This window comes from Rothia sp. HMSC062F03 (assembly GCF_001836905.1).
Lineage (GTDB): Bacteria > Actinomycetota > Actinomycetes > Actinomycetales > Micrococcaceae > Rothia > Rothia mucilaginosa_A.
This window is the reverse complement of record NZ_KV830898.1, coordinates 77,230-98,188: the sequence shown is the minus strand read 5'-3', so window position 1 is coordinate 98,188 and position 20,959 is coordinate 77,230. Positions and strand designations below refer to the sequence as shown.

Here is a 20,959-nt window from a genome sequence, read left to right as displayed (position 1 = left end):
GGGGATAGTCTCTTGCTGCCGGGGCGGGCTGTTCTGCCCGCCCGGGCTAAATCTAGGGTGTCGTGCTGTGTCGTGTTCGGCTTCGGGGCCGAGGTATGTTGCCGGAAGTGCCGGGGTGCGTTGCGCCGCCTACTTGGCCTGCTCGGTGCCCTCGGCGGGGTCTGCCGCCCACTTCTCGGGCGCATCTACCGCGTTCGGGGCGATGCGGCGCAGCTCCTGCAGTACCGCCTGCTTGTCCTCGGCGTAGCGGGTGCGGAAGCCGGTCTGCACGCGGTGACCGTCCAGGGTCCAACCAATCACGACCAGGCCGTTCTTCTCCACAACCTTGCCCGCCATACCGCGGTCGGTGGTGATGACTGCGAGCTTCTTCGCCGGAATCCACAGGTCCTTCGCGCCGTTACGGGTGAAGATGATGCTGTCAGGGTAGACCAGCAGGGTGGACTTACTCTTGAAGCCGAGCGAATCGAATCCCACGCGGTCCAGCCAGTTACCGAAGATCGTGGTGCTGATGTACTCACCCTCGAAGGCGGCGTCGGCGGTCAGACCCTCGTAGCGTTCGGGAACTTCCTTGAGGGAACCGAACATGTTGGACTGGCGGGCCAGGCGCGAGCGCCATCCGTGCCACATGCCGTAGATGCACAGGGCCACGAGGGCCAGGCAGACGATGGCGGTGATGAGCTTTCCCACGTGGGTTCTCTCTTTCGGTTGGTGTCTCGGTCGATTGTCTCGGCCTGGGTTGGTGAGGTTGGGGGCGGTGCTCCCGGCGCGGTTGAACCTCCCGGCGAGGCGGTGGCAGGCGTGAACCTACCACCGCCAGGCACGGTCACCACGTACGTTTGCCTCGCGGGTTACTTGCGCGGGGTGGCCAGCTCGCCGTTCAGCACGGTCGGGTGGCCGGCGTAGAAGGTTGCGCGAATCGAGCCGGGAACCTCCATGCCGCGGTAGGGGTTGTTCTTACCCTTGGTTGCCTGCTCCTCCGGCTTGATCACGCGGGTTGCTTTCGGGTCGACCAGCACAATGTTGGCCGGTTCGCCTTCGGCCAGCGGGCGGCCCTGCTCGGCCTCCAGACGGCCAATCTTAGCGGGCTGCTCGGAGAGGATGCGTGCCACGTCGCGCCAGGTAATCATGCCGGTGTCGACCAGGGTCATCTGGATGATGGACAGCGCCTGCTCCAGGCCGGTCATGCCGTTCGCGGCGCACGCCCACTCACATTCCTTGGTCTCTGCCGGGTGCGGTGCGTGGTCGGTACCGATTACGTCGATGATGCCGTCGGCGACTGCCTGGCGTAGCGCCATGACGTCCTCTTCGGTGCGCAGCGGCGGGTTCACCTTGAACACCGGGTCGTAGGTGCGTGCGGTCTCGTCGGTGAGCAGCAGGTGGTGCGGGGTTGCCTCCGCGGTGACCTGCACGCCGCGGGACTTAGCCCAGCGCACAACCTCAATGGAGCCCTTGGTGGACAGGTGGCAGATGTGCAACTTGGAGTCCAGGTGCTCGGCCAGCAGCACGTCGCGGGCGATGATTGCCTCTTCAGCGACGGCGGGCCAACCGGCCAGACCCAGGTCAGCGGACACCTTGCCCTCGTTCATCTGGGCGCCCTCGGTCAGGCGCGGCTCCTGCGCGTGCTGCGCAATAACGCCGTCGAAGGTCTTGACGTATTCGAGGGCGCGGCGCATCACGGCGGGGTCGTACACGCACATGCCGTCGTCAGAGAACACGCGCACGTTCGCGGTGGAGTTCGCCATGCCGCCAATGTCGGAGAGGCGCTCGCCCTTCAGGCCCACGGTCACGGCGCCGATGGGCTGCACGCGGCACCATGCGGATTCCTTGCCGAGGCGGTCCACCTGCTCAACCACGGCGGCGGTGTCTGCCACGGGCAGGGAGTTCGCCATGGCGAACACCGCGGTGTAGCCGCCCAGGGCCGCAGCGCGGGTGCCGGTCTCGACGGTTTCGGAGGCCTCGTAACCGGGCTGACGCAGGTGGGTGTGGATGTCCACCAGGCCGGGCAGTGCCACCTGGCCTGCCGCCTCGACGACCTGTGCATCCGCGGCGTCAATGTTCTCTGCGATGCGGCTAATCACGCCGTCCTCGATGAGGATATCGGCGACCTTTTCGCCGTAGAGGCTTGCGCCCTTAATCAGGTACTTGCTCATGGTGTTGGTTCCTCTCGTTAGGAAGGTCGTTTAGGATTCGTCGCCGGCGTAGAGCTTGGCGCTGGAGCCGTCGGTCAGAAGCAGGTAGAGCACCGCCATGCGCAGTGCCACGCCGTTGCTGACCTGGCGCAGAACCCAGGAGTTGGCGGCGTCGGCGGCTTCGGTGCAGATTTCCAGGCCGCGGTTCATGGGGCCCGGGTGCAGGATTGCGACCGGCTGCGGCTGTGCCTGCAGGGTTGCGAAGCGTTCGGCGGTCAGGCCCCACAGCTCGGTGTACTCCTCGGCGGAGGGGAAGTACGCGGCGCGCATGCGTTCCTTCTGGATGCGCAGCAGCATCACGGCGTCGGGCTTGGTGGCGATGGCTTCGTCGAAGTCGTGGAAGATTTCCAGGCCGGCCTCTTCAACCCAGGAGGCGGTGTTCAGCGGCAGCAGGGTCGGCGGTGCGACGAAGACGACCTGCGCGCCGAGGGTGTGCAGCAACCAGAGGTTGGAGCGTGCCACGCGCGAGTGCAGGATGTCGCCGACGATGAGCACGCGCATGCCGGACAGGTCGGTGCCGCGGGGGCTGTCGAGGCCGTCGCGTTCTGCCTTGTACTGGCGCAGGGACACGGCGTCGAGCAGTGCCTGGGTGGGGTGTGCGTGGGTGCCGTCGCCCGCGTTGAGCACGGGGATGTCGGTCCAGCCGGCCTCCGCGAGGCGCTGCGGTGCGCCGGAGGCGGAGTGGCGGATCACGAAGGCGTCCGCGCCGATGGCCTTGAGGGTCTGCGCGGTGTCCTTGAGCGACTCACCCTTGGAGAGGGAGGATCCCGAGGCGGAGAAGTTCGTGACGGCGGCGCCCAGGCGCTTCTCGGCGGATTCGAAGGAGAGGCGGGTGCGGGTGGAGTCCTCGAAGAAGAGGTTGACGACGGTCTTGCCGTTGAGCACGTTCAGGGTGCGGTTTTCGGCCTTGACCTGTGCCATGTAGTCGGCGACGTCGAGGATTTCGATGGCTTCTTCGCGGGTTAGTTCGCGGGTGTCGAGCAGATGCTTCATGAGAGCCCTCCCAGCTGGATAATGTCAACTCGGTCTGTTGCGTTGTCGGTTTCGGTGAGTACGACGCGTACGGTTTCGCTGGCGCTGGTGGGCAGGTTTTTGCCCACGTGGTCGGCGCGGATGGGTAGCTGGCGGTGTCCGCGGTCTACGAGGACCGCCAGGCGTACGAGGGCGGGCCGTCCGTGGGCGTTGAGTGCGTCGAGGGCGGCGCGTACGGTGCGGCCGGAGTAGAGGACGTCGTCGACGAGAACCACGGTTTTGCCTTCGATGCCGACGGCGGGCATGAGGCTCTCCCCCGCTGTTTGCGGTTCGGGGGCGTCGCGCTGGTCGTCGCGGTAGGCGGTGATGTCCAGGGCGCCGATTCGTGTTTCTGCGTTGAAGTTCGGCTCGATGGCTTGGATGCGGGCTGCGAGTCGTACGGCGAGGGGCACGCCGCGGGAGCGGATGCCGATGAGTACGAGGTTGTCTACGCCTTTATTGGTTTCGATGATTTCGTAGGCGATGCGGGTGAGGGCGCGGCGAATTTCGTCCTCGCTGAGGATGGTGCGACCGACGGTGGTCGCCTGCTGCGAGTGAGGGGTCGCCGGTTGAGGGCCCCCGAGTGCTGCGGGATGCAGCGCTTCAGGCTGCGCGGTGGTGGCCACGCGGGCAGCCCGGTTCGTACCGGTTGCGGGTACACTTGTCCCCGACATAGCCGTCTCCTTCCCCGCCTCACGGGACGGATTTAAAGGTTTTGTGCTTCTAGTAGGGTACCACAGTTCACAGGCTACGTTCAGGTTCGGCGAGAGCGGGTATAGGGCGGGTGCGAAGCTGGTGCGGAGCGGGCCAGCGGTGACACTCGGGCCCGCAATCCCGGCGCCCCACCGGATAAGATAATGGGGTACGACATCTATCGACTCACACCACTGGGAGAGTTCATGACCGCCTCCGGCACCCCGGCCGACGTTTCGACGAAGACGTCGATGGCCTTTGACAATCTGCTTCACCAGCTTCGAACCACGGCACTCCATACGCGCGATCAGGGTGACCGCCTGGAGCGTCTGACCAAGGAGTTCCTGACTAAGGACAGCATCCAGAGCCGCCTGTATAAGAAGGTGTACCTGTGGAAGGACTGGGATGGCCGCGAGAACTTCGGCGATATTGGCATCGACCTGGTGGCCGAGAACGTTGACGGCGGCGTGACCGCCATTCAGTGCAAGTTCTACGATGAGCACAGCACGATTGCTAAGGAACATATCGATTCCTTTATTTCGGCCTCCGGTCGTAAGCCGTTTACGCACCGCATCATCGTGTCCACGACCGATAAGTGGTCGAAGAACGCGGAGAAGATGCTGGAGGAACAGCGCTTTCCCGTGCAGCGCATGGGCCTGCAGACTTTCCGTGATTCCAATATCGACTGGTCGACCTATTCCCTGGATGACCCGGGCGAGCAGCAGGTCGGTTACAAGCCGCATAAGAAGCTTCGCCCGCACCAGGACATCGCCATTACAAGGACTCTGAAAGGTCTGCAGAAGGACGACCGCGGTCAGCTGATTATGGCCTGCGGTACCGGCAAGACCTTCACCGCAATTCGCCTGGCCGAGAAGTTTGCCGAGCAGAATGGCGGCCACGCCCGCGTGCTCTTCATGGTGCCTTCCCTGGCGCTCATGTCGCAGTCCATTTCGGAGTTCTCGAACGAGATTGAGGGCCCGTTCCACGCTTACGCGGTGTGCTCCGATTCCAAGGTGGGCCGCGAGAAGAAGCGCGGTGGCGCTAACGCCGACCTGGCCGACCTGCGCGTTGAGGATCTGCAGCTGCCCGCGACGACGGACGGTGCCGAGCTGGCCGCCGCAATGAACGCCAACCCGCTGGATGAGGGCCTCGAGGTAGTCTTCTCCACCTACCACTCCATTGACGCGGTGTCTGCGGCTCAGGCTGCGGGTGTTGGCGAGTTTGACCTGATTATCTGCGATGAGGCGCACCGCACGACCGGCGTGACCCTGGCGGACGAGTCGGAGTCGAACTTCGTGAAGATTCACGACGATAAGTGGGTTGCAGGCCGCAAGCGCGTCTACATGACGGCTACCCCCAAGATTTTTAATGAGGACACGAAGTTCCAGGCGAGCGAGAAGGCCGCCGTGCTCTGTTCCATGGATGACGTAGACACCTTTGGTATTCCTTTCTACCGTATCGGCTTCGGCGAGGCCGTGGAGAAGGGCCTGCTGACCGATTACAAGGTGCTGGTGCTGGGCGTTTCCGAATCGCAGATTGCGACCTCCTTCCAGAACCTTCTGGCCGATGAGTCCAACGAGCTCGCCATTGATGACGTGGCGAAGCTGGTGGGCTGTTGGAACGGCCTCGCCAAGCGCCGCAGCGGTGAGCTGGAGGCTTCCTTCGGTGATGACCTCGAACCTATGAAGCGTGCCGTGGCCTTCAGCCGCTCGATTAAGGATTCCCAGAAGATTGAGCGCGAGTTCGAGGACCTCGTGCGCATTAACCTGCGCAACCGCGAGAACGACGACCCGACCGACGACCTGGGCGTGCAGGTTCGCCACATTGACGGCGGCTTTAACGCGCAGAGCCGTGCCGAACTCCTGAACTGGCTCAAGCAGGAGCCGAATGAGGAGGGCCCGATTTGTCGTATCCTGACGAACGCTCGCTGCCTGACCGAGGGCGTGGACGTTCCGAACCTTGACGCGGTGCTTTTCCTGAACCCCCGCAATTCGATGGTGGACGTCATTCAGGCCGTGGGCCGCGTGATGCGCCGCGCCGAGGGTAAGAAGTACGGCTATATTATTCTGCCGATTGCTATTCCCGACGGCATGTCAACCGCTCAGGCGCTGAGCGACAATAAACGCTACAAGGTGGTGTGGCAGGTGCTCCAGGCGCTCCGCGCGCACGATGAGCGTATGGACGCGACGATTCACCAGATTGAGCTGAACGCTTCTGACCCCGAGTCGATTATTGTGCAGACCGTTGACCTGGCCCCGAAGAAGGAGAAGGACAGCATCGGCGCGAACGATACCGAGGCGCCGGAGGATTCGATTACTCCGGGTGAGCAGACGACTCTGACCTTCCCCGCGCAGGAGTGGAAGGATGGTGTGTACGCCAAGATTGTGGACAAGGTGGGTACTCGCGAGTACTGGGACGATTGGTCGAAGGATATTGCGACCATTGCGGGCCGCCACATCACGATGATTCGTCATCTGCTGGATGAGGCGAGCCCCGAAAGCGAACTGCGCACCGTCTTCGCTCAGTTTGTGGAGGGCCTGCAGCAGACCCTGAACCCCGCGATTGACGAGGACCAGGCCATCGAGATGCTGGCCCAGCACCTCATTACCCAGCCTGTCTTTGACGCGATGTTCGCCGGGCACCGCTTTACCGAGCTGAACCCGATTTCGCTGGCCATGCAGAACGTGGTGGACCACCTGAACGCGAACGCGGCCTTTGAGAAGGAGCGCGAGTCGCTGTCGGCCTTCTACGAGTCGGTTCAGCGCCGTGTGAAGGACCTCGATAACGCGGCGGCAAAGCAGCACGTAATTAAGGACCTCTACGATAAGTTCTTCCAGAACGCCTTCCCGCGCATTGCGGAGCGCCTGGGTATTGTCTTCACCCCGGTTCCGGTGGTGGACTATATCCTCCGCTCGGCGGATGTGGCTCTGCGGGAGTCCTTCGGCAAGTCGCTCTCTGATGAGGGTGTGAGCATTATTGAGCCTTTCGTGGGCACGGGTACGTTCATTACCCGCCTGTTGCAGCTGGGTCTGATTCGCCCGGAGGACCTGGAGCGCAAGTACACCCGCGAGCTGTTCGCGAATGAGATTGTGCTGCTCTCGTACTACATTGCGGCGATTAACATCGAGACGGTGTACGGTGAGGTGGCGAAGGAGCACGGTCTGGGCTCGGAGTACGTGCCGTTCAACGGCATGGTGCTGACGGATACCTTCCAGCTCTCCGAGTCTTCGCACCACCTGAACCTGCCGGCGTTCCGCGCCAATAGCGAGCGCGCGGAACGTGAGCTTGAGCAGGATATTCGGGTGATTGTGATGAATCCGCCGTACTCGGCGGGCCAGAACAGCGCCAATGATAATAACCAGAACGAGAAGTACCCCAAGCTGGATGAGCGCATCGAGAATACCTACGTTGAGCGTTCAACTGCGACGCGAAAAGGAAGTCTCTACGATTCCTACATCCGTGCAATTCGCTGGGCATCCGACCGCGTGAAGGATAGCGGCGTGATTGCCTTCGTCTCGAACGGTTCCTTCATCGACGGTAACTCTGCGGATGGCCTGCGCAGGTGCCTGGTGGACGAGTTCTCGAAGCTGTACGTCTACAACCTGCGCGGTAACCAGCGTACCTCGGGCGAGCAGTCGCGCCGCGAGGGTGGCAAGATTTTTGGCTCAGGTTCCCGCACTCCGGTGACCATTTGCGTGCTCGTGAAGGACCCCTCGCACACGGGTGAGGCCGTGCTGCACTACCGCGATATTGGCGACTACCTGAGCCGCGAGGAGAAGCTCGACATTATCGCCCGGGAGGGCTCCATCGCGCACACCGAGTGGGAGGTCGTCGTTCCCAACGCTGAAGCTGACTGGGTCAACCAGCGCGACGAAAACTACGACACCTACCAGCCCATCGGCGATAAGGCGACCAAGGGCAAGCCGAACACCCCGGGCGTCTTCCAGTTTTATTCTCTTGGTCTGGCTACGAGCCGCGACCCGTGGGTGTACAACTTCTCGGCCCGCGCGGTCGAGGAGAACGTGCACCGCATGGTCGAGTTCTACAACTCCGAGGTCGACCGCTACCAGCAGGCCGACGGAGCCGCGAAGAAGATTAAGGTTGAGGACTTCATCGACTTCGACTCGACGCAGTTTAGCTGGGACCGAGTGAACAAGAACGACGTGGCCCGAGGCAAGAAGGGTGCCTTCGACCCCTCGAAGGTACGCACTTCGCTGTACCGCCCCTTCTGCAAGCAGGCCCTCTACTTCGACGCGAGTAACCAGTTCAACAACTGCGTATACCAGCTCCCGAAGCTTTTCCCGACCCCGGCGCACGAGAATATTGCTTTTGGTTTCACCGGACGTGGTGCTACCAAGGAGTTCAGCGTGCTCATGGTCGATACCCTTCCCGACTACGAATTGGTCTCTAAGGCTCAGTGGATGTCTCTCTACACCTACGAGCCGGTCGTTGAGGATGACGGAGGACTCAACCTCAACCTGGGCGGCGGCGAGGTCGTGGACGGCTATACCCGCAAGGAAAACATTACCGACGCCACGCTGGCCGCGTACCGCAGCACCTACGGTGACGAGAGCATCGCGAAGGAAGACATCTTCTACTACATCTACGCGTTGCTGCACCACCCCGAGTACCGCGAGAAGTACGCGGCAGATCTGAAGAAGATGCTCCCGCGCATCCCGCTGGCGAAGGGCTTCTGGGAGTACTCGCGAGTCGGTCGGGCCCTGGCGGAGCTCCACCTGGGTTACGAGAGCGTAGAGCCTTACCCCCTCGATGAGGTGGCCTCCTCCCCCGCACCCGAGGGTCTCGAGGAGCGCTTCGAGTTCTACCGGGTGCAGAAGCTGCAGTTCGGCCCCAAGAAGGATAAGACCCGCATCAAGTACAACGGTCACCTGACTCTCAAGGGCATCCCGGAGGAAGCCAACGAGTACCAGGTAAACGGCAGGTCCGCACTGGAATGGGTCATCGACCGCTACCAGGTGAAGACTGATAAGAAGTCGCTCATTACGAATGACCCGAACGATTACTGCCGCGCCGTCAACAACCCGCGGTACATCGTGGACCTGATTAAGCGCCTGGTGACTGTTTCTTTGGAGACTCTGAAGCTGGTGGGTACGCTCCCCCGCTTCGAGGTTCTGGAGGACAACGCCTAACCATTCCATACCTGCAATAAATACATAATTCGCACTGAGGGCCCTACCGTACAACGTATGGTGGGGCCCTCAGCGCGCCGCAAAATTGGCAAAATATCACCACAAAAATAGATATTTATCTTTGACTAGGGAAATTACATGTAAGTAATCTCTCACACAAGGGGCAAGTTCTTAAAATAAATCAAACAGGATGCTTACATATCAAAACATATGAAAAAAGAAGAAAAACGGTGTTCAAATGCTCTGATATATACATAGTGAAAGCTCAGCGGCGCATTGCTGCTGATAATCACTAAATACAAGGAGCCTAAAATGGCCACCATACTTTCATATGTACGTCCTCTGTTCTGTTTTACATGTTTTATCATTGCCTCGTGCATTCTCGGCATTGTTGACCCTACTGATATGTATAGCCAGCGCCAACACAGCGTACTCAGCACTATACGTGATGAATCTGCCGATTATCTTATGAGTTACCTCTTACAAGAGTGCAGGCGCATGCGGTACAACCCAGCTGGGTACCTCCATCGTTACATTACAGCTCCCCGAAATCTTCGCTTCCATCCCGGAATACTCTATGTCATCGCAATCAGCTCATGCTTCGGATTCTTCGCATGGTACATAGCTCTCATGGCTGCCCACCAAACCCACAGTATGGCTTGCACTACATACAGGGCCGCGTGTTTTATCGGAGCTACACGTCTCGTGAAGTCAGTACTACGCTGGTTCGCTACCATCTCCTACTAGTACTAACCGAAACTGGAGTCTTCTGAACTCCCCATCGGACACGCGGGACGACCGTAGCTGCCCAAAGCGAGTAGCTAACACTGATGGAGGCGAATACCGGGCACGCGGAGCGGGGGCTCCGTCCTCAAGGCGCTCAGCGCCGCAGAGGGGGCACTCCCCCGCCTGCGTTGTCCGGTGAAGCCTCCACCGATGCACCTTAACCGGCGCCTCTCCCATACCCAGCGAGCGCATCCGTACCCAATACGGAACCCCACGCAGAAGCGCACCAACCAAACGCAACCTAGACACAGAAAACCCCCGCCGTCCTGTAGCGAACTACAGTACGGCGGGGGTTTCACGTACGCTCCCCTGCGGGTGCATCCTCAACGGCGGCAAACCAACCCAGCTACGGGCTGGCGGGCAGGCCGCGGCGGGACGTCTTACGCGAGCAGGGTCGGCTTCACCTGACGGAGCTTATCCAGCAGACCGTTCACGAACTTCGGAGATTCATTCGTGGACAGCACACGCGCCAGACCGACAGCCTCAGAAATTGCGACAGCATCCGGAACTTCGTCATTGTACAGAAGCTCCCAAGTGCCAATACGCAGCACGGCACGGTCCACGGCGGGCATACGCTCGAAGGACCAGTCACGGGCGTAAGTCTCCACAAACTCACGGATCTCTTCGTCGTGGTCGCGAACGCCACGAATGATTTCCTCAGAGTAAGCAGAAATCTGCGCTACCGTGTACAGTCGGCGGCGGCGGAGTACCTCAATATAATCTTCGTTGCGCTGATCCGCCTCGAAGAGCACTTCGAGGGCGCGCAATCGGGCTTTAGTACGCGAATTCATTAGTCGTTCACGCGACCGAGGTACTCACCGGTGCGGGTGTCAACCTTGACCTTGGTGCCGGTCTCCAGGAACAGGGGAACCTGGATCTCGTAGCCGGTCTCAACGGTTGCGGGCTTGGTGCCGCCGGTGGAGCGGTCACCCTGCAGGCCGGGCTCGGTGTAGGTGATTTCGAGGACCACGGATGCGGGCAGCTCGATGTACAGGGGGCTACCCTCGTGCATTGCGATGGTTGCGGTCTGGGACTCGAGCATGTAGTTTGCTGCGTCGCCGACAACGGTTGCGGGAACGTTGATCTGGTCGTAGGTCTTCATGTCCATGAAGACGTAGTCGTCGCCGTCCTGGTACAGGTACTGGTAGTCGGAGCGGTCAACGGTTGCGGTCTCAATCTTAGCGCCAGCGTTGAAGGTACGGTCGACGACCTTGCCGGAGGTAACGTTGCGCAGCTTGGTGCGGACGAATGCGCCACCCTTGCCGGGCTTAACGTGCTGGAACTCTACGACGGACCAGAGGTTACCGTCAATCTTCAGGACGGCGCCGTTCTTAATATCGGTAGTGGATGCCATGGGGCTCTCCTTCGTGTCATCGACGCTCACGCCGTAGTGGTACCCGGCGAGGCGCTAAGTTTTCAATGAGCAAAAATATGTCCCGTACATTCTACAGGATGCGCACGAGTTTGCCTAGCAGGGGCGCCACAGTTTTTCTGTGGCACCCCGCCTGGCTGCCGCATGCTGGTGTGCGTGGCGGTGATTGTACGGACTCACGCCTACTCGGAGATGATCTCCTGGTAGGTCATGTACAGGATCGAGTCGTCCGGCACCTCGTAGACGCGCGGGCGAGCCAAACCGTCAAGAATAATGAAGCGCAGCAGGTTGCCGCGTGCCTTCTTGTCGCGGCGCATTGCTTCGAGCAGCTGGGGCCATGCGTCTGCCTTGTAGGAGGTGGGCAGGCCCAGGGATTCGAGGATGTGGCGGGTGCGTGCCACGAGTTCTTCGTCGGCGTGGCCGGTTGCCAGCGCCAGTTCGGCGGCGTAGACCATGCCGACGGACACTGCCGCGCCGTGACGCCACTGGTAGCGTTCGTTGCGCTCGATGGCGTGGGCGAGGGTGTGGCCGTAGTTCAGGATTTCGCGGCGGCCGGATTCGCGCAGGTCCTCGGAGACGACCTCAGCCTTCACGCGCACGCTGCGTTCAATGAGTTCACGCATCACGGCGGACTGCGAGTCGCGCACGGCGTTCGGGTTCGCCTCAATCAGGTCAAGGATTTCGGGGTCTGCGATGAAGCCGCACTTGACGACCTCACCCATGCCGGTCAGCAGCTCATGCTCAGGCAAGGTACGCAGGGTGCCAATTTCGCAGAGCACTGCGGCGGGCGGCCAGAACGCGCCGACCAGGTTCTTACCTTCGGCGGTGTTGATGCCGGTCTTACCGCCCACGGCAGCGTCTACCATGCCGAGCAGGGTGGTCGGAATGTGAATAACGCGCACGCCGCGCAGCCAGGTTGCCGCGACAAATCCGGCAACGTCGGTAATGGCGCCGCCGCCCACAGACACAATCGCGTCGGTACGGGTGAAGTCGTTCTGGCCGAGCACCTGCCAGCAGAACGCCGCCACCTGGTAGTGCTTGGCCTCCTCGGCGTCCGGGATCTCGGCGCTGAACGACTCGTAACCCATCGCGCGCAGGTCCTCCATGACCAGCTCACCCGTGGAACGCAGGGCACGCGGATGAATCACGAGCACCTTCTTCGTGCGGTTGCCGAGAATCTCGGGCAGGGTGCCGAGCAGGTTGTGGCCAATCAGCACCTCGTAGTTCTCGCGCGGGGAGCTGCCGGTCACCGGAATACGGGTGATATCCGCTTCACCGGAAGCGCCGAAGGTAGGCTGAGTGCTCATCGTGTGTCCTTTCACAGAAGAGTGGGGGTAGGAGGGGGTCAGGAGTTGTTCGCCCGCGCCTTGCGGCTGGCGGTGACGTACGCCTGAATCTCTGCGGTCATCTCGGTAATGGGGCGGCCGCCGCGAGCATCCAGGGTGAAGTGCGCCAGCTCCTCGTAGCGGGTGCGGCGACGCTCAAAAATGTCGGTCCAGCGCTCGACCGGGTTCGGCTGCAGCAGCGGGCGGGTCTTATTGCCCGTAATGCGCGGGGTGACGGTCTCAGCATCAACGAGGATGTACACCACGCATTCGTCCTTGAGGAGCTCCGCAACCGAGTCGGTCATGGGCGCGCCGCCGCCGAGCGAAAACACCGTGTTGCGGTACACCGGGGAGGTCAGCACCTCTTCGATGGTCTTGCGTTCCAGCTCGCGGAAGTGCGCCTCACCGAAAATCTCGAAAATTTCGGAGACCTCGCCGTAGCGTTCCACGATCAGCTGGTCGGCGTCGAGGAACTCGTAGCCGTAGAAACGCGCCAGGTGCGTGCCAATGTAGGTCTTACCGGCCGCCATGGGGCCGATGAGCACGATGGGGCGCGACTGCTCGGCAAAGTTCTCGTGCATCTCGCGCACCTGCTGCGGGTGGATGCGGGCGGACTCCTCGATCTCGGCGTTCAGCTCCGCCTCGGATGCGGCGCGCGCCTCAATCTCGGCCGCGGCCTCGGCGGAGTCCACCGCCACGATTTCCTCAGCCACAGACTCAGCCGCAGAAACCTGCACCTTGCCGAATAGCGCCGGGGTCGGACGTAGCGGCTTAGCCACAGCGTGCTTGGGCGCGGGAGCCGCGGAAGTTTCGGTCTGTGCCGGCGCGGGCTGGGGTTCGGCCTTCTGCGCGGGAGCAGGAACGGGGGCAGAGGTTGCGCTCTCCCCCGCCGCGGGCTGAGCCTGCTTCGGAGGTGCCGGCTTAGGCACAGTCGGCTTGGGCGCGGCCGGTTTTGGAGCTGCGGGCTTGGGAACTTCCGCCTTCGCGGGTTCCTCGCGAGGCTCCTCCTCAGCCATGCCCTGCAGGGCGCTGAGCAGCTTCAGGCGCAGGTCCTCGTCCAGGCCGAGCGCCGGGTCGGCATCCTCAGACACCGAGGAGGCGTACAGACGCACGCCCCGCGCGCTCACGGGAGCGGCGGGCAGGGGGCGAACACCCGAACGCATCAGGTCGGCCGGGGTCGGCACGCGAGAAGCCGTGCGCGCAGAGGAAACTGACGCGGAAGAAACCGAGGCGGTGGCCTCACGCGCAACAGTCTCACGAACCTCAGCGCTCGCAGCCTCAACAACCCGCTCAGCCGCGGCAGATACACCGGGTTCCGCACCGGATTCTGCGCCGGTTTCCGGGCGCGGCGAAGCGCCCCCTCGCGCACGCTGCGCAGCCGCAGCAATACGCGCCAGGGGGCTCGACGCGACGGGGTGAACGCCCGCAGGCTCAACCGGAAGGGGCACTACGCGTCCCAACCAGCCACGTTAGACTCCCACGCCAGAGACGCCGGAATGGCCTCCAGGTAGGAATCCATGTTGCGGCGAGTCTCGCCAATGGAGTCGCCGCCAAACTTCTCCAGTGCCGCCTCAGCGAGCACCAGGGCGACCATAGCCTCCGCCACCACACCGGCGGCGGGAACAGCACACACATCCGAACGCTGGTGGTGGGCGCGAGCCTCCTCACCGGTGGAAGTGTCAATGGTCTTCAGGGCCTTCGGCACGGTCGCAATGGGCTTCATTGCCGCGCGCACACGCAGCAGGTCGCCAATGCTCATGCCGCCCTCAATACCACCTGCACGGTTGGTATCGCGGGTTACACCGTTTTCGCCAATGGAAATCTCATCGTGAGCGGCAGTGCCCGGGCGGTCAGCGGTCGCGAAACCGTCGCCAACCTCAACGCCCTTAATAGCCTGAATACCCATCAGCGCTGCGGCAAGGCGCGCGTCCAGGCGGCGGTCCCAGTGCACGTACGAACCCAGTCCGGGAGGCATACCGTACGCGAGCACCTCAACCACACCGCCGAGAGTCTCGCCGTCCTTGTGCGCCTCGTCCACGCGCTGAACCATCGCGTCGGAAGTTGCCTTGTCGAAGCAGCGCAGCGGGTCAGCGTCCAGCTGGTCAACGTTGCGGGGCGAAGGCACCGGGGCACCCTCGGGAGCGTGCACGCCACCCACAGCCACGGTGTGAGAAACCAGCTCAACACCCAGAGCCTTCAAAATCTGGGCGGCAACCACGCCAAGAGCCACGCGGGTCGCGGTCTCACGTGCGGAGGCGCGCTCCAGCACCGGGCGAGCCTCAGAGAAGTTGTACTTCTGCATACCCGCAAAATCGGCGTGACCGGGGCGCGGACGGGTCAGCGCAGCATTACGCGCACGACCCTCAATCAGCTTCGGATCCACAGGGTCGGAGCTCATTACGTCGGTCCACTTGGGCCACTCGGTGTTCGCAATCTCAATCGCGACCGGGCCGCCCTGAGTCAGGCCGTGACGCACACCGCCCAGGATGCGCACGCGGTCCTCCTCGAACTTCATGCGGGCACCGCGGCCGTAGCCGAGACGGCGGCGAGCCAGGGCGTCACGCACCATGTCGCTGGTGAGTTCCACACCGGCGGGAACGCCCTCAATAATGCCGACGAGCGCCTCGCCGTGGGATTCTCCGGCAGTGAGCCAACGAAGAGCCATAGGTTAACCTCTTTTCGTGTCACCCACACCGCAGCGCAGGTGGAAGGAATAATAATTCTTCACGTGTATAAATAGTGTATAAAATGCCTGTTTACTGAGCGAGTGAAAGCACGCTTTTTTCACGAAACGGAAGCACGAGGCGCAAGATCAACCGCCTCGCACATCGCATTCACCAAACCCAGTAGCTCACCCTCAGACAGGGTGCGGTCGGTAAACAGCAGAACCTGCTCGACGGCCTGGTAGAGCAGCATCTCCAGTCCAGAAACCACCGTGCCGCCGTTAGCCTCCCAAACGCTCGCCAGCACCGAAGGCCACGGGTTATACGCAACATCGAGCAGTACCGGCTGGTGCGTCGCGGAGGCGCCCTTCAGCCCGCTCAGCTGGCTCGCCCACTCATCCGCCGCATGGGCAGGAAGAGTAGACACCACCGGGTGATGACCGCGCTCCGCAAGATTCTGCGGCAGCTCGGCCAGGGCAACGGTCGACAGCTGCACGCCCAGGCGGTCCGCCGCCTCCTGCACGCTACCGAGCTTATGCAGCGAACGGGCGTACACGCTCACACGGGAATACCCCAGCTGATGCAGTGCGGTCAGGGCGGAAATCGCAGTCGCTCCCCCACCCACAATCGCGGCAGAATCCTTAAGTGGCTGCGGCTCCAAACCCGCGTGCCGCAGCGCGTTCACGATGCCAATCACATCGGTGTTATCGCCCAGCACCCTCTCGCCGCGCGGGTACACCGTGTTCACCGCGCCGGTCACGCGGGCGGTCTCGCTCAGCTCATCGCAGTACTGAATGACCGCGGTCTTCAGCGGCATGGTCACCGACAGGCCCGCAATATAGGGTGCGTCCTCCGTACCCTTCGGGTGACGCACGCCGCGCATAATCGCCGGCAAATCATCGGGCAGGGTATCGCGACGATCGTACTCGAGGTTCGCCTCGCCCAGGTACGCGTACGCGGCCCGATGCAGCGCGGGCGAGAGCGAATGGGCAATCGGGTGGCCCAGCACGTAGGCGCGGCGAAGATACGGGGCTTCGCGGTACGGTTCAGTCTTCATCGATACTCTTTCGCTCTCAATGCCGGGTCACGGACGGCCGCGGGGGCCACCTCCCATTTTAGCGGGTACAGCAAAGGCGGGCACCGCCCCACTCTCGTGGGAACGATGCCCGCCCTCTACATCAGCTACAGCTTAGTTACAGCGGCCCGGGTGCTTCGAGCACCACTGGTTGTACTCTTCCACGTAACGCTGGTGCTCAGCGTAAGTGCGGGAGTACTTGGTCTCGCCGGAATCCAGGTCGACGGTCACCCAGTAGTAGTACGGGTTCTTCTCCGGAGCGGCGGCGGCCTTGATGGACGCCAGCTGCGGGGAACCAATCGGACCCTTCGGCAGACCCTTGTTCGCGTACGTGTTGTACTTGTTGCTCTTGTCTGCCTTCTGCTCCTCCGTCAGGTGGTAGGAGCGGACACCCAGACCGTAGGTCACGGTTGCGTCCGACTGAATCAGGCCGGAGGTCTCACCATCCGGGTTGTTCAGACGGTTCTCAATGATGCCCGCAACCGCCACGTAGTCCTTCGGCTGAGCCTCAAGCTCCACGATGGAGGCGATGGTCAGCACCTCGAAGGCCTTCTGATCGCCGCTCACGCCGGCTTCCTTCAGGTCGGCCTTGGTCTTATCGACCATGGTCTGAATGACCTTCTTGATGTCGGTGTCCTTCGGGAATCGGTACTCGCCCGGGTGCAGCCAACCCTCAATCGAGGGGAAGTTGCTCGGCACGCCGTACTGCGTGTAGTTCTGCACGGCCTCTTCCACCTGCTTGCGGGTGAACGCGCCGTCAGAACCGGAAACGATCAGGTCGATGGTCTCGGTCACGCGCTTACCCTGCGGAATCGCCAAGTACAGCACGTTACTGTTCGCCTCGATAATCGTGTTGATTGCGCTCGAGCTGCTCATGTGCTGCTGAAGCTCGTAGGTGCCCGGTTGCAGGTACTTGCCGTTGCTTTCCTTGCTGTACACCTCGACGAACTTATCGGCGTCGGCAATCACGCCGGCCGCCTCCAGCTCGTTCGCCACCTGTGCGGTGGACTGGCCCGAGCGGATCGTGAAGGTCACGGTCGTGCCGTTACCGCTGCCGGAGTAGTCGCGCGTCTTGAACGGGTCGTACCGCGTGATGAAAGCAGCAGAAATAATCACCAGGGCCGCCACGAAGAGCGACATGGCGCTCAGCATGATGGCGCGGCGACGGCGCTTGCGAGCACGCAGAGTCGCTACAGAGACAATCTCGTGCTCCAAGGTAATGCCGGTAATGCCTTTTTCCTCATCGGCTTTCGTCGGCCGAAAAAGGTCCAGACCGCTCTCTTCGGGGTGTTCCTCGGAATGTTTATTCTTTTCGGTCACTGAAGGTTCTCCGTTTCATTGACGGCACCAACCGCAGCCCCTTCTAACTCGTGCGATCGGTTCTCTTCGTGGGCCGGATCGCTCACCTTGTACCCGGCTACGGACTGCCCTGCCTTGAGGGCGTCCAGGCTGTACTGCAAAATGTTCACAGCCGCCACCTGGTCAACCATAGTCTTGAAGTCTCGGCTGGATACCCCAGCCTCGTGCAGTGCACGGTGAGCGCTCACGGTGGTGAGTCGCTCATCCACCAGCCAAATGTTAATGTGTGTCTTATTTTCGGCGTCCAGCTCGGAGCGCAGAGCCTGAGCGTATTCCCGAGCCATCTCGGTCGAGGAGGACTCCCCGCCGCGCATGGTCTTCGGAAGCCCGACGAACACCTCGACCACCTCGTTCACCTCAATCAGCTTGCGTAGCACGCGACGATCGGAGTTCTTCTTCTCGTCGCGACGCAGCGTCTTGAGCGGGGTGGCGAGGATGCCGTCGGGGTCGCTGAGGGCGGTGCCGACGCGGGCCTTACCCACGTCAACACCCATCCGCACTCCGCGCTGGAATTCTGCCATGTTTAGGCCTGAGCCTGTGCGATAGCGTCGCGAACGGCGTCCAGAGCGGCACCAATCTTGGATGCGTCCTGGCCACCGCCCTGGGCGACGTCGTCCTTACCGCCGCCGCCACCGCCGAGAACACCGGCAGCAACGCGAACCAGTGCGCCAGCCTTCACGCCGGCGGAGCGAGCGCCCTCGGTGGTTGCCACGAGGATCACGGGACGGCCGTTAGATACGCCGGCCACGGCCACCACGGCGGCCTCGGAACCGAAGCGGGAACGCAGGTCCAGGGCCAGCTCGCGCACGCCGTTGGCGTCCAGTTCGCCGGCGTTGTGGGCCAGAACGCGCACGGAGCCGATGGTCTGTGCGTTCTCCAGAAGCTTGCCGGCCTCGGCCTGCAGCTTCTCGCGACGCAGCTGAGCCAGCTCCTTCTCGGCTGCCTTCAGCTTAGCCAGGGTCTGGTTGATCTTCTCGGGCAGGTCTGCGGAGGACTGAACCTTCATCAGGCCGGTCAGCTGGTTCACCAGGGTGCGCTCAGCTGCCAGGTGGTTGAAGGAGTCCAGACCCACCAGGGCCTCGACGCGGCGGTTGCCGGAGCCCACGGAGCTCTCGGTCAGCAGCGACAGCGAACCAATCTCGGCAGAGGTGCCCACGTGGGTACCACCGCACAGCTCGCGGGAGAAGTCGCCGCCAATCTCAACCACGCGCACCACGTCGCCGTACTTCTCGCCGAAGAGGCTCATGGCACCCAGAGCCTTCGCCTCGGCCAGCGGCATCACGCGGGTAATCACCTCGTGGTTGTCGCGGATGGCGAGGTTAGCAACCTCTTCCACCTCGCGCTTAGCGGACTCGGACAGGCCCTCGCCCCACGCGAAGTCGAAGCGCAGGTAGCCTTCCTTGTTGAAGGAGCCGCGCTGGGTTGCTTCCTTGCCGAGCACCTGGTGCAGGGCAGCGTGGATGATGTGGGTACCGGAGTGTGCCTTTTCACCGTCGCGGCGGCGCTGCACGTCAACCTGTGCCACAACATCGGCACCGACGTGAGCCTCGCCCTCGCGCACGATGGCGCGGTGAACGCTCAGGCCCTTGACGGGTTGCTGAACGTCCTGAACGTCAATGATGAAGCCGTTACCGGTAATCACACCGGTGTCGGCTGCCTGGCCACCGGCCTCGGCGTAGAACGGGGTTTCGTCCAGGACGACCTCAATCTTGTCGCCGGCCTTGGCGGCGGGCACGGACACGCCGTCCACCAGGATGGCGCGCAGCTTGGTCTCGGTGCGCAGCTCGGTGTAACCGGTGAAGATGGAGCCGCGCTCGTCCACGAGCTTACGCAGCTCGGAGAGGTCGGCAAAGGCACCCTTCTTAGCCTTGGCGTCAGCCTGTGCGCGGTGGCGCTGCTCGGCCATCAGCTCGCGGAAGGCCTTCTCGTCAACCTTCACGCCGGCCTCGGCGGCCATCTCGAGGGTCAGGTCAATCGGGAAGCCGTAGGTGTCGTGCAGTGCGAAGGCCTCGGCGCCGGAAACGGAGTTCGAGCCGTCCTTCTTAGCGGCGGCCACAGCCTCTTCCAGGCGCTCGGTACCGGTCTCGATGGTGTGCAGGAACGCCTTCTCCTCGGCGTAGGCAATGCGGGAGATACGCTCGAAGTCGTCAGCCACGTACGGGAACGCACCCTTCATCGCATCACGCGAAGCCGGGAACAGCACGGGCAGGCAGGGCTCGGTCACGCCCAGCAGGCGCATAGCGCGGATCGCGCGGCGCATCAGGCGGCGCAGAATGTAGCCGCGGCCCTCGTTTGAGGGGGTCACGCCGTCGGCAATCAGCATGAGCGAAGAACGGATGTGGTCGGCCACCACGCGCATGCGCACGTCGTCCTCGTAGCCCTCGTCCTCGGCGGACTCGGAGCCGTGGTACTTCTTACCGGAGAGCTTGGACGCCGCATCCAGCACGGGGCGCACCTGGTCGGTCTCGTAGAAGTTCTCGACACCCTGCAGCAGCATGGCCAGACGCTCAACGCCCAGACCGGTATCGATGTTCTTCTTCGGCAGGTCGCCCAGAATCTCGAAGTCGTCCTTGCCGATGCCCTCGCCACGCTGGTACTGCATGAACACGAGGTTCCAGATCTCGATGTAGCGGTCGTCGTCAGCCGCCGGGCCGCCTTCCTTACCGTAGGCGGGGCCGCGGTCGTAGAAAATCTCGGAGTCGGGGCCTGCGGGGCCGGGCTGGCCGGTGGACCAGTAGTTCTCCTTCATGCCCATGCGCTGAATACGCTCAGCCGGGAAGCCCACCTTGTTGTGCCAAATATCGAACGCCTCGTCGTCACCCTCATAAATGGTGACCCACAGGCGCTCCGGATCCAGACCGAAGCCGCCCTGATCCTGCGGGGTGGTCAGCAGCTCGTAAGCGAAAGGAATCGCCTGCTCCTTGAAGTAATCACCAAAGGAGAAGTTACCGGCCATCTGGAAGAAGGTACCGTGACGCGCGGTCTTACCGACCTCTTCGATGTCCAGGGTGCGGATGCACTTCTGCACGCTGGTCGCGCGGGAGAACGGAGGGGTCTCACGGCCCAGGAAGTAGGGAATGAACGGAACCATGCCGGCGATGGTGAACATGGCGCCGGGTTCGTTCGAAATCAGCGATGCCGAAGGCACCACGGTGTGGCCGCGGGAAGCGAAGAAATCGATCCAGCGCTTGGAAATCTCCTGTGAGAGCATCTCGTTCCTTTGAATAATCTGTGCGAAATTCTAAATAGTCTACTGACCTATGGTGCCTCTCCGCGCGCAAAATGGCTAATCGAGGGGCCATTATGGGCCCCTCCAACGCCCTCACGCTACGGGTC

Annotated in this window: 14 protein-coding genes; 1 reads left to right on the top strand and 13 read right to left on the bottom strand. The window is 62.4% G+C overall.

Features of this window, described 5'->3' with window-relative positions; all coding sequences use genetic code 11:
- Window positions 1-129: 129 nt before the first annotated feature.
- The 4 genes from HMPREF2674_RS07995 to pyrR form a co-directional block, all read right to left on the bottom strand.
- Window positions 130-687 (bottom strand): PH-like domain-containing protein, encoded by a 558-nt coding sequence (locus HMPREF2674_RS07995; protein ID WP_070825377.1) that lies wholly within the window; start codon window positions 685-687, stop codon window positions 130-132.
- 161 nt (window positions 688-848) lie between these two features.
- Window positions 849-2,150, bottom strand: coding sequence for a dihydroorotase (locus HMPREF2674_RS07990; RefSeq protein WP_070825376.1), 1,302 nt, complete (start codon window positions 2,148-2,150; stop codon window positions 849-851).
- Between the two features lie 30 nt (window positions 2,151-2,180).
- A complete protein-coding gene (locus HMPREF2674_RS07985; protein WP_049350073.1) occupies window positions 2,181-3,182 on the bottom strand; it encodes an aspartate carbamoyltransferase catalytic subunit in 1,002 nt (333 codons plus the stop codon).
- The gene (pyrR, locus tag HMPREF2674_RS07980) at window positions 3,179-3,874 is read right to left on the bottom strand and encodes a bifunctional pyr operon transcriptional regulator/uracil phosphoribosyltransferase PyrR (RefSeq protein ID WP_084824466.1); all 696 of its coding nucleotides are present in this window, start codon (window positions 3,872-3,874) and stop codon (window positions 3,179-3,181) included. The genes HMPREF2674_RS07985 and pyrR overlap by 4 nt, the downstream gene beginning before the upstream one ends.
- A gap of 225 nt (window positions 3,875-4,099) precedes the next feature.
- Between pyrR and HMPREF2674_RS07975 the strand changes: the two genes are divergently transcribed.
- Window positions 4,100-9,043 carry a DEAD/DEAH box helicase gene (locus HMPREF2674_RS07975; protein ID WP_070825375.1) on the top strand — a complete coding sequence of 1,648 codons (4,944 nt, stop codon included), beginning with the start codon at window positions 4,100-4,102 and terminating at the stop codon, window positions 9,041-9,043.
- A 1,166-nt stretch (window positions 9,044-10,209) separates the two neighbouring features.
- On the opposite strand, the gene nusB is transcribed toward HMPREF2674_RS07975, so the two are convergent.
- The 9 genes from nusB to alaS all read right to left on the bottom strand — a co-directional run bounded on the left by nusB (window position 10,210) and on the right by alaS (window position 20,834).
- On the bottom strand, window positions 10,210-10,620 hold the full coding sequence (gene nusB, locus HMPREF2674_RS07965) for a transcription antitermination factor NusB (RefSeq protein WP_005505934.1): 411 nt from the start codon (window positions 10,618-10,620) through the stop codon (window positions 10,210-10,212).
- Window positions 10,620-11,183: an elongation factor P gene (gene efp, locus HMPREF2674_RS07960; RefSeq protein ID WP_005505932.1), complete on the bottom strand. Its 564-nt coding sequence runs from the start codon at window positions 11,181-11,183 to the stop codon at window positions 10,620-10,622. Before efp ends, nusB begins: the two co-directional genes overlap by 1 nt.
- A 200-nt stretch (window positions 11,184-11,383) precedes the next feature.
- Entirely contained in the window at window positions 11,384-12,508 is a 1,125-nt protein-coding gene (gene aroB, locus HMPREF2674_RS07955; RefSeq protein WP_070825373.1) for a 3-dehydroquinate synthase, read from the bottom strand.
- A 38-nt stretch (window positions 12,509-12,546) separates the two neighbouring features.
- On the bottom strand, window positions 12,547-13,974 hold the full coding sequence (locus tag HMPREF2674_RS09170) for a shikimate kinase (protein WP_246826207.1): 1,428 nt from the start codon (window positions 13,972-13,974) through the stop codon (window positions 12,547-12,549).
- A complete protein-coding gene (gene aroC, locus HMPREF2674_RS07945; protein ID WP_049343754.1) occupies window positions 13,974-15,191 on the bottom strand; it encodes a chorismate synthase in 1,218 nt (405 codons plus the stop codon). The genes HMPREF2674_RS09170 and aroC overlap by 1 nt, the downstream gene beginning before the upstream one ends.
- A 119-nt stretch (window positions 15,192-15,310) precedes the next feature.
- Window positions 15,311-16,246 (bottom strand): shikimate dehydrogenase, encoded by a 936-nt coding sequence (locus HMPREF2674_RS07940; protein ID WP_070825372.1) that lies wholly within the window; start codon window positions 16,244-16,246, stop codon window positions 15,311-15,313.
- 132 nt (window positions 16,247-16,378) lie between these two features.
- The gene (gene mltG / locus HMPREF2674_RS07935) at window positions 16,379-17,584 is read right to left on the bottom strand and encodes an endolytic transglycosylase MltG (protein ID WP_049346317.1); all 1,206 of its coding nucleotides are present in this window, start codon (window positions 17,582-17,584) and stop codon (window positions 16,379-16,381) included.
- Window positions 17,581-18,144 (bottom strand): Holliday junction resolvase RuvX, encoded by a 564-nt coding sequence (ruvX, locus tag HMPREF2674_RS07930; RefSeq protein ID WP_049346314.1) that lies wholly within the window; start codon window positions 18,142-18,144, stop codon window positions 17,581-17,583. Before ruvX ends, mltG begins: the two co-directional genes overlap by 4 nt.
- A gap of 2 nt (window positions 18,145-18,146) precedes the next feature.
- Complete coding sequence (alaS, locus tag HMPREF2674_RS07925; RefSeq protein ID WP_070825371.1) at window positions 18,147-20,834, bottom strand: alanine--tRNA ligase; 2,688 nt, start codon at window positions 20,832-20,834, stop codon at window positions 18,147-18,149.
- Window positions 20,835-20,959: the final 125 nt, after the last annotated feature.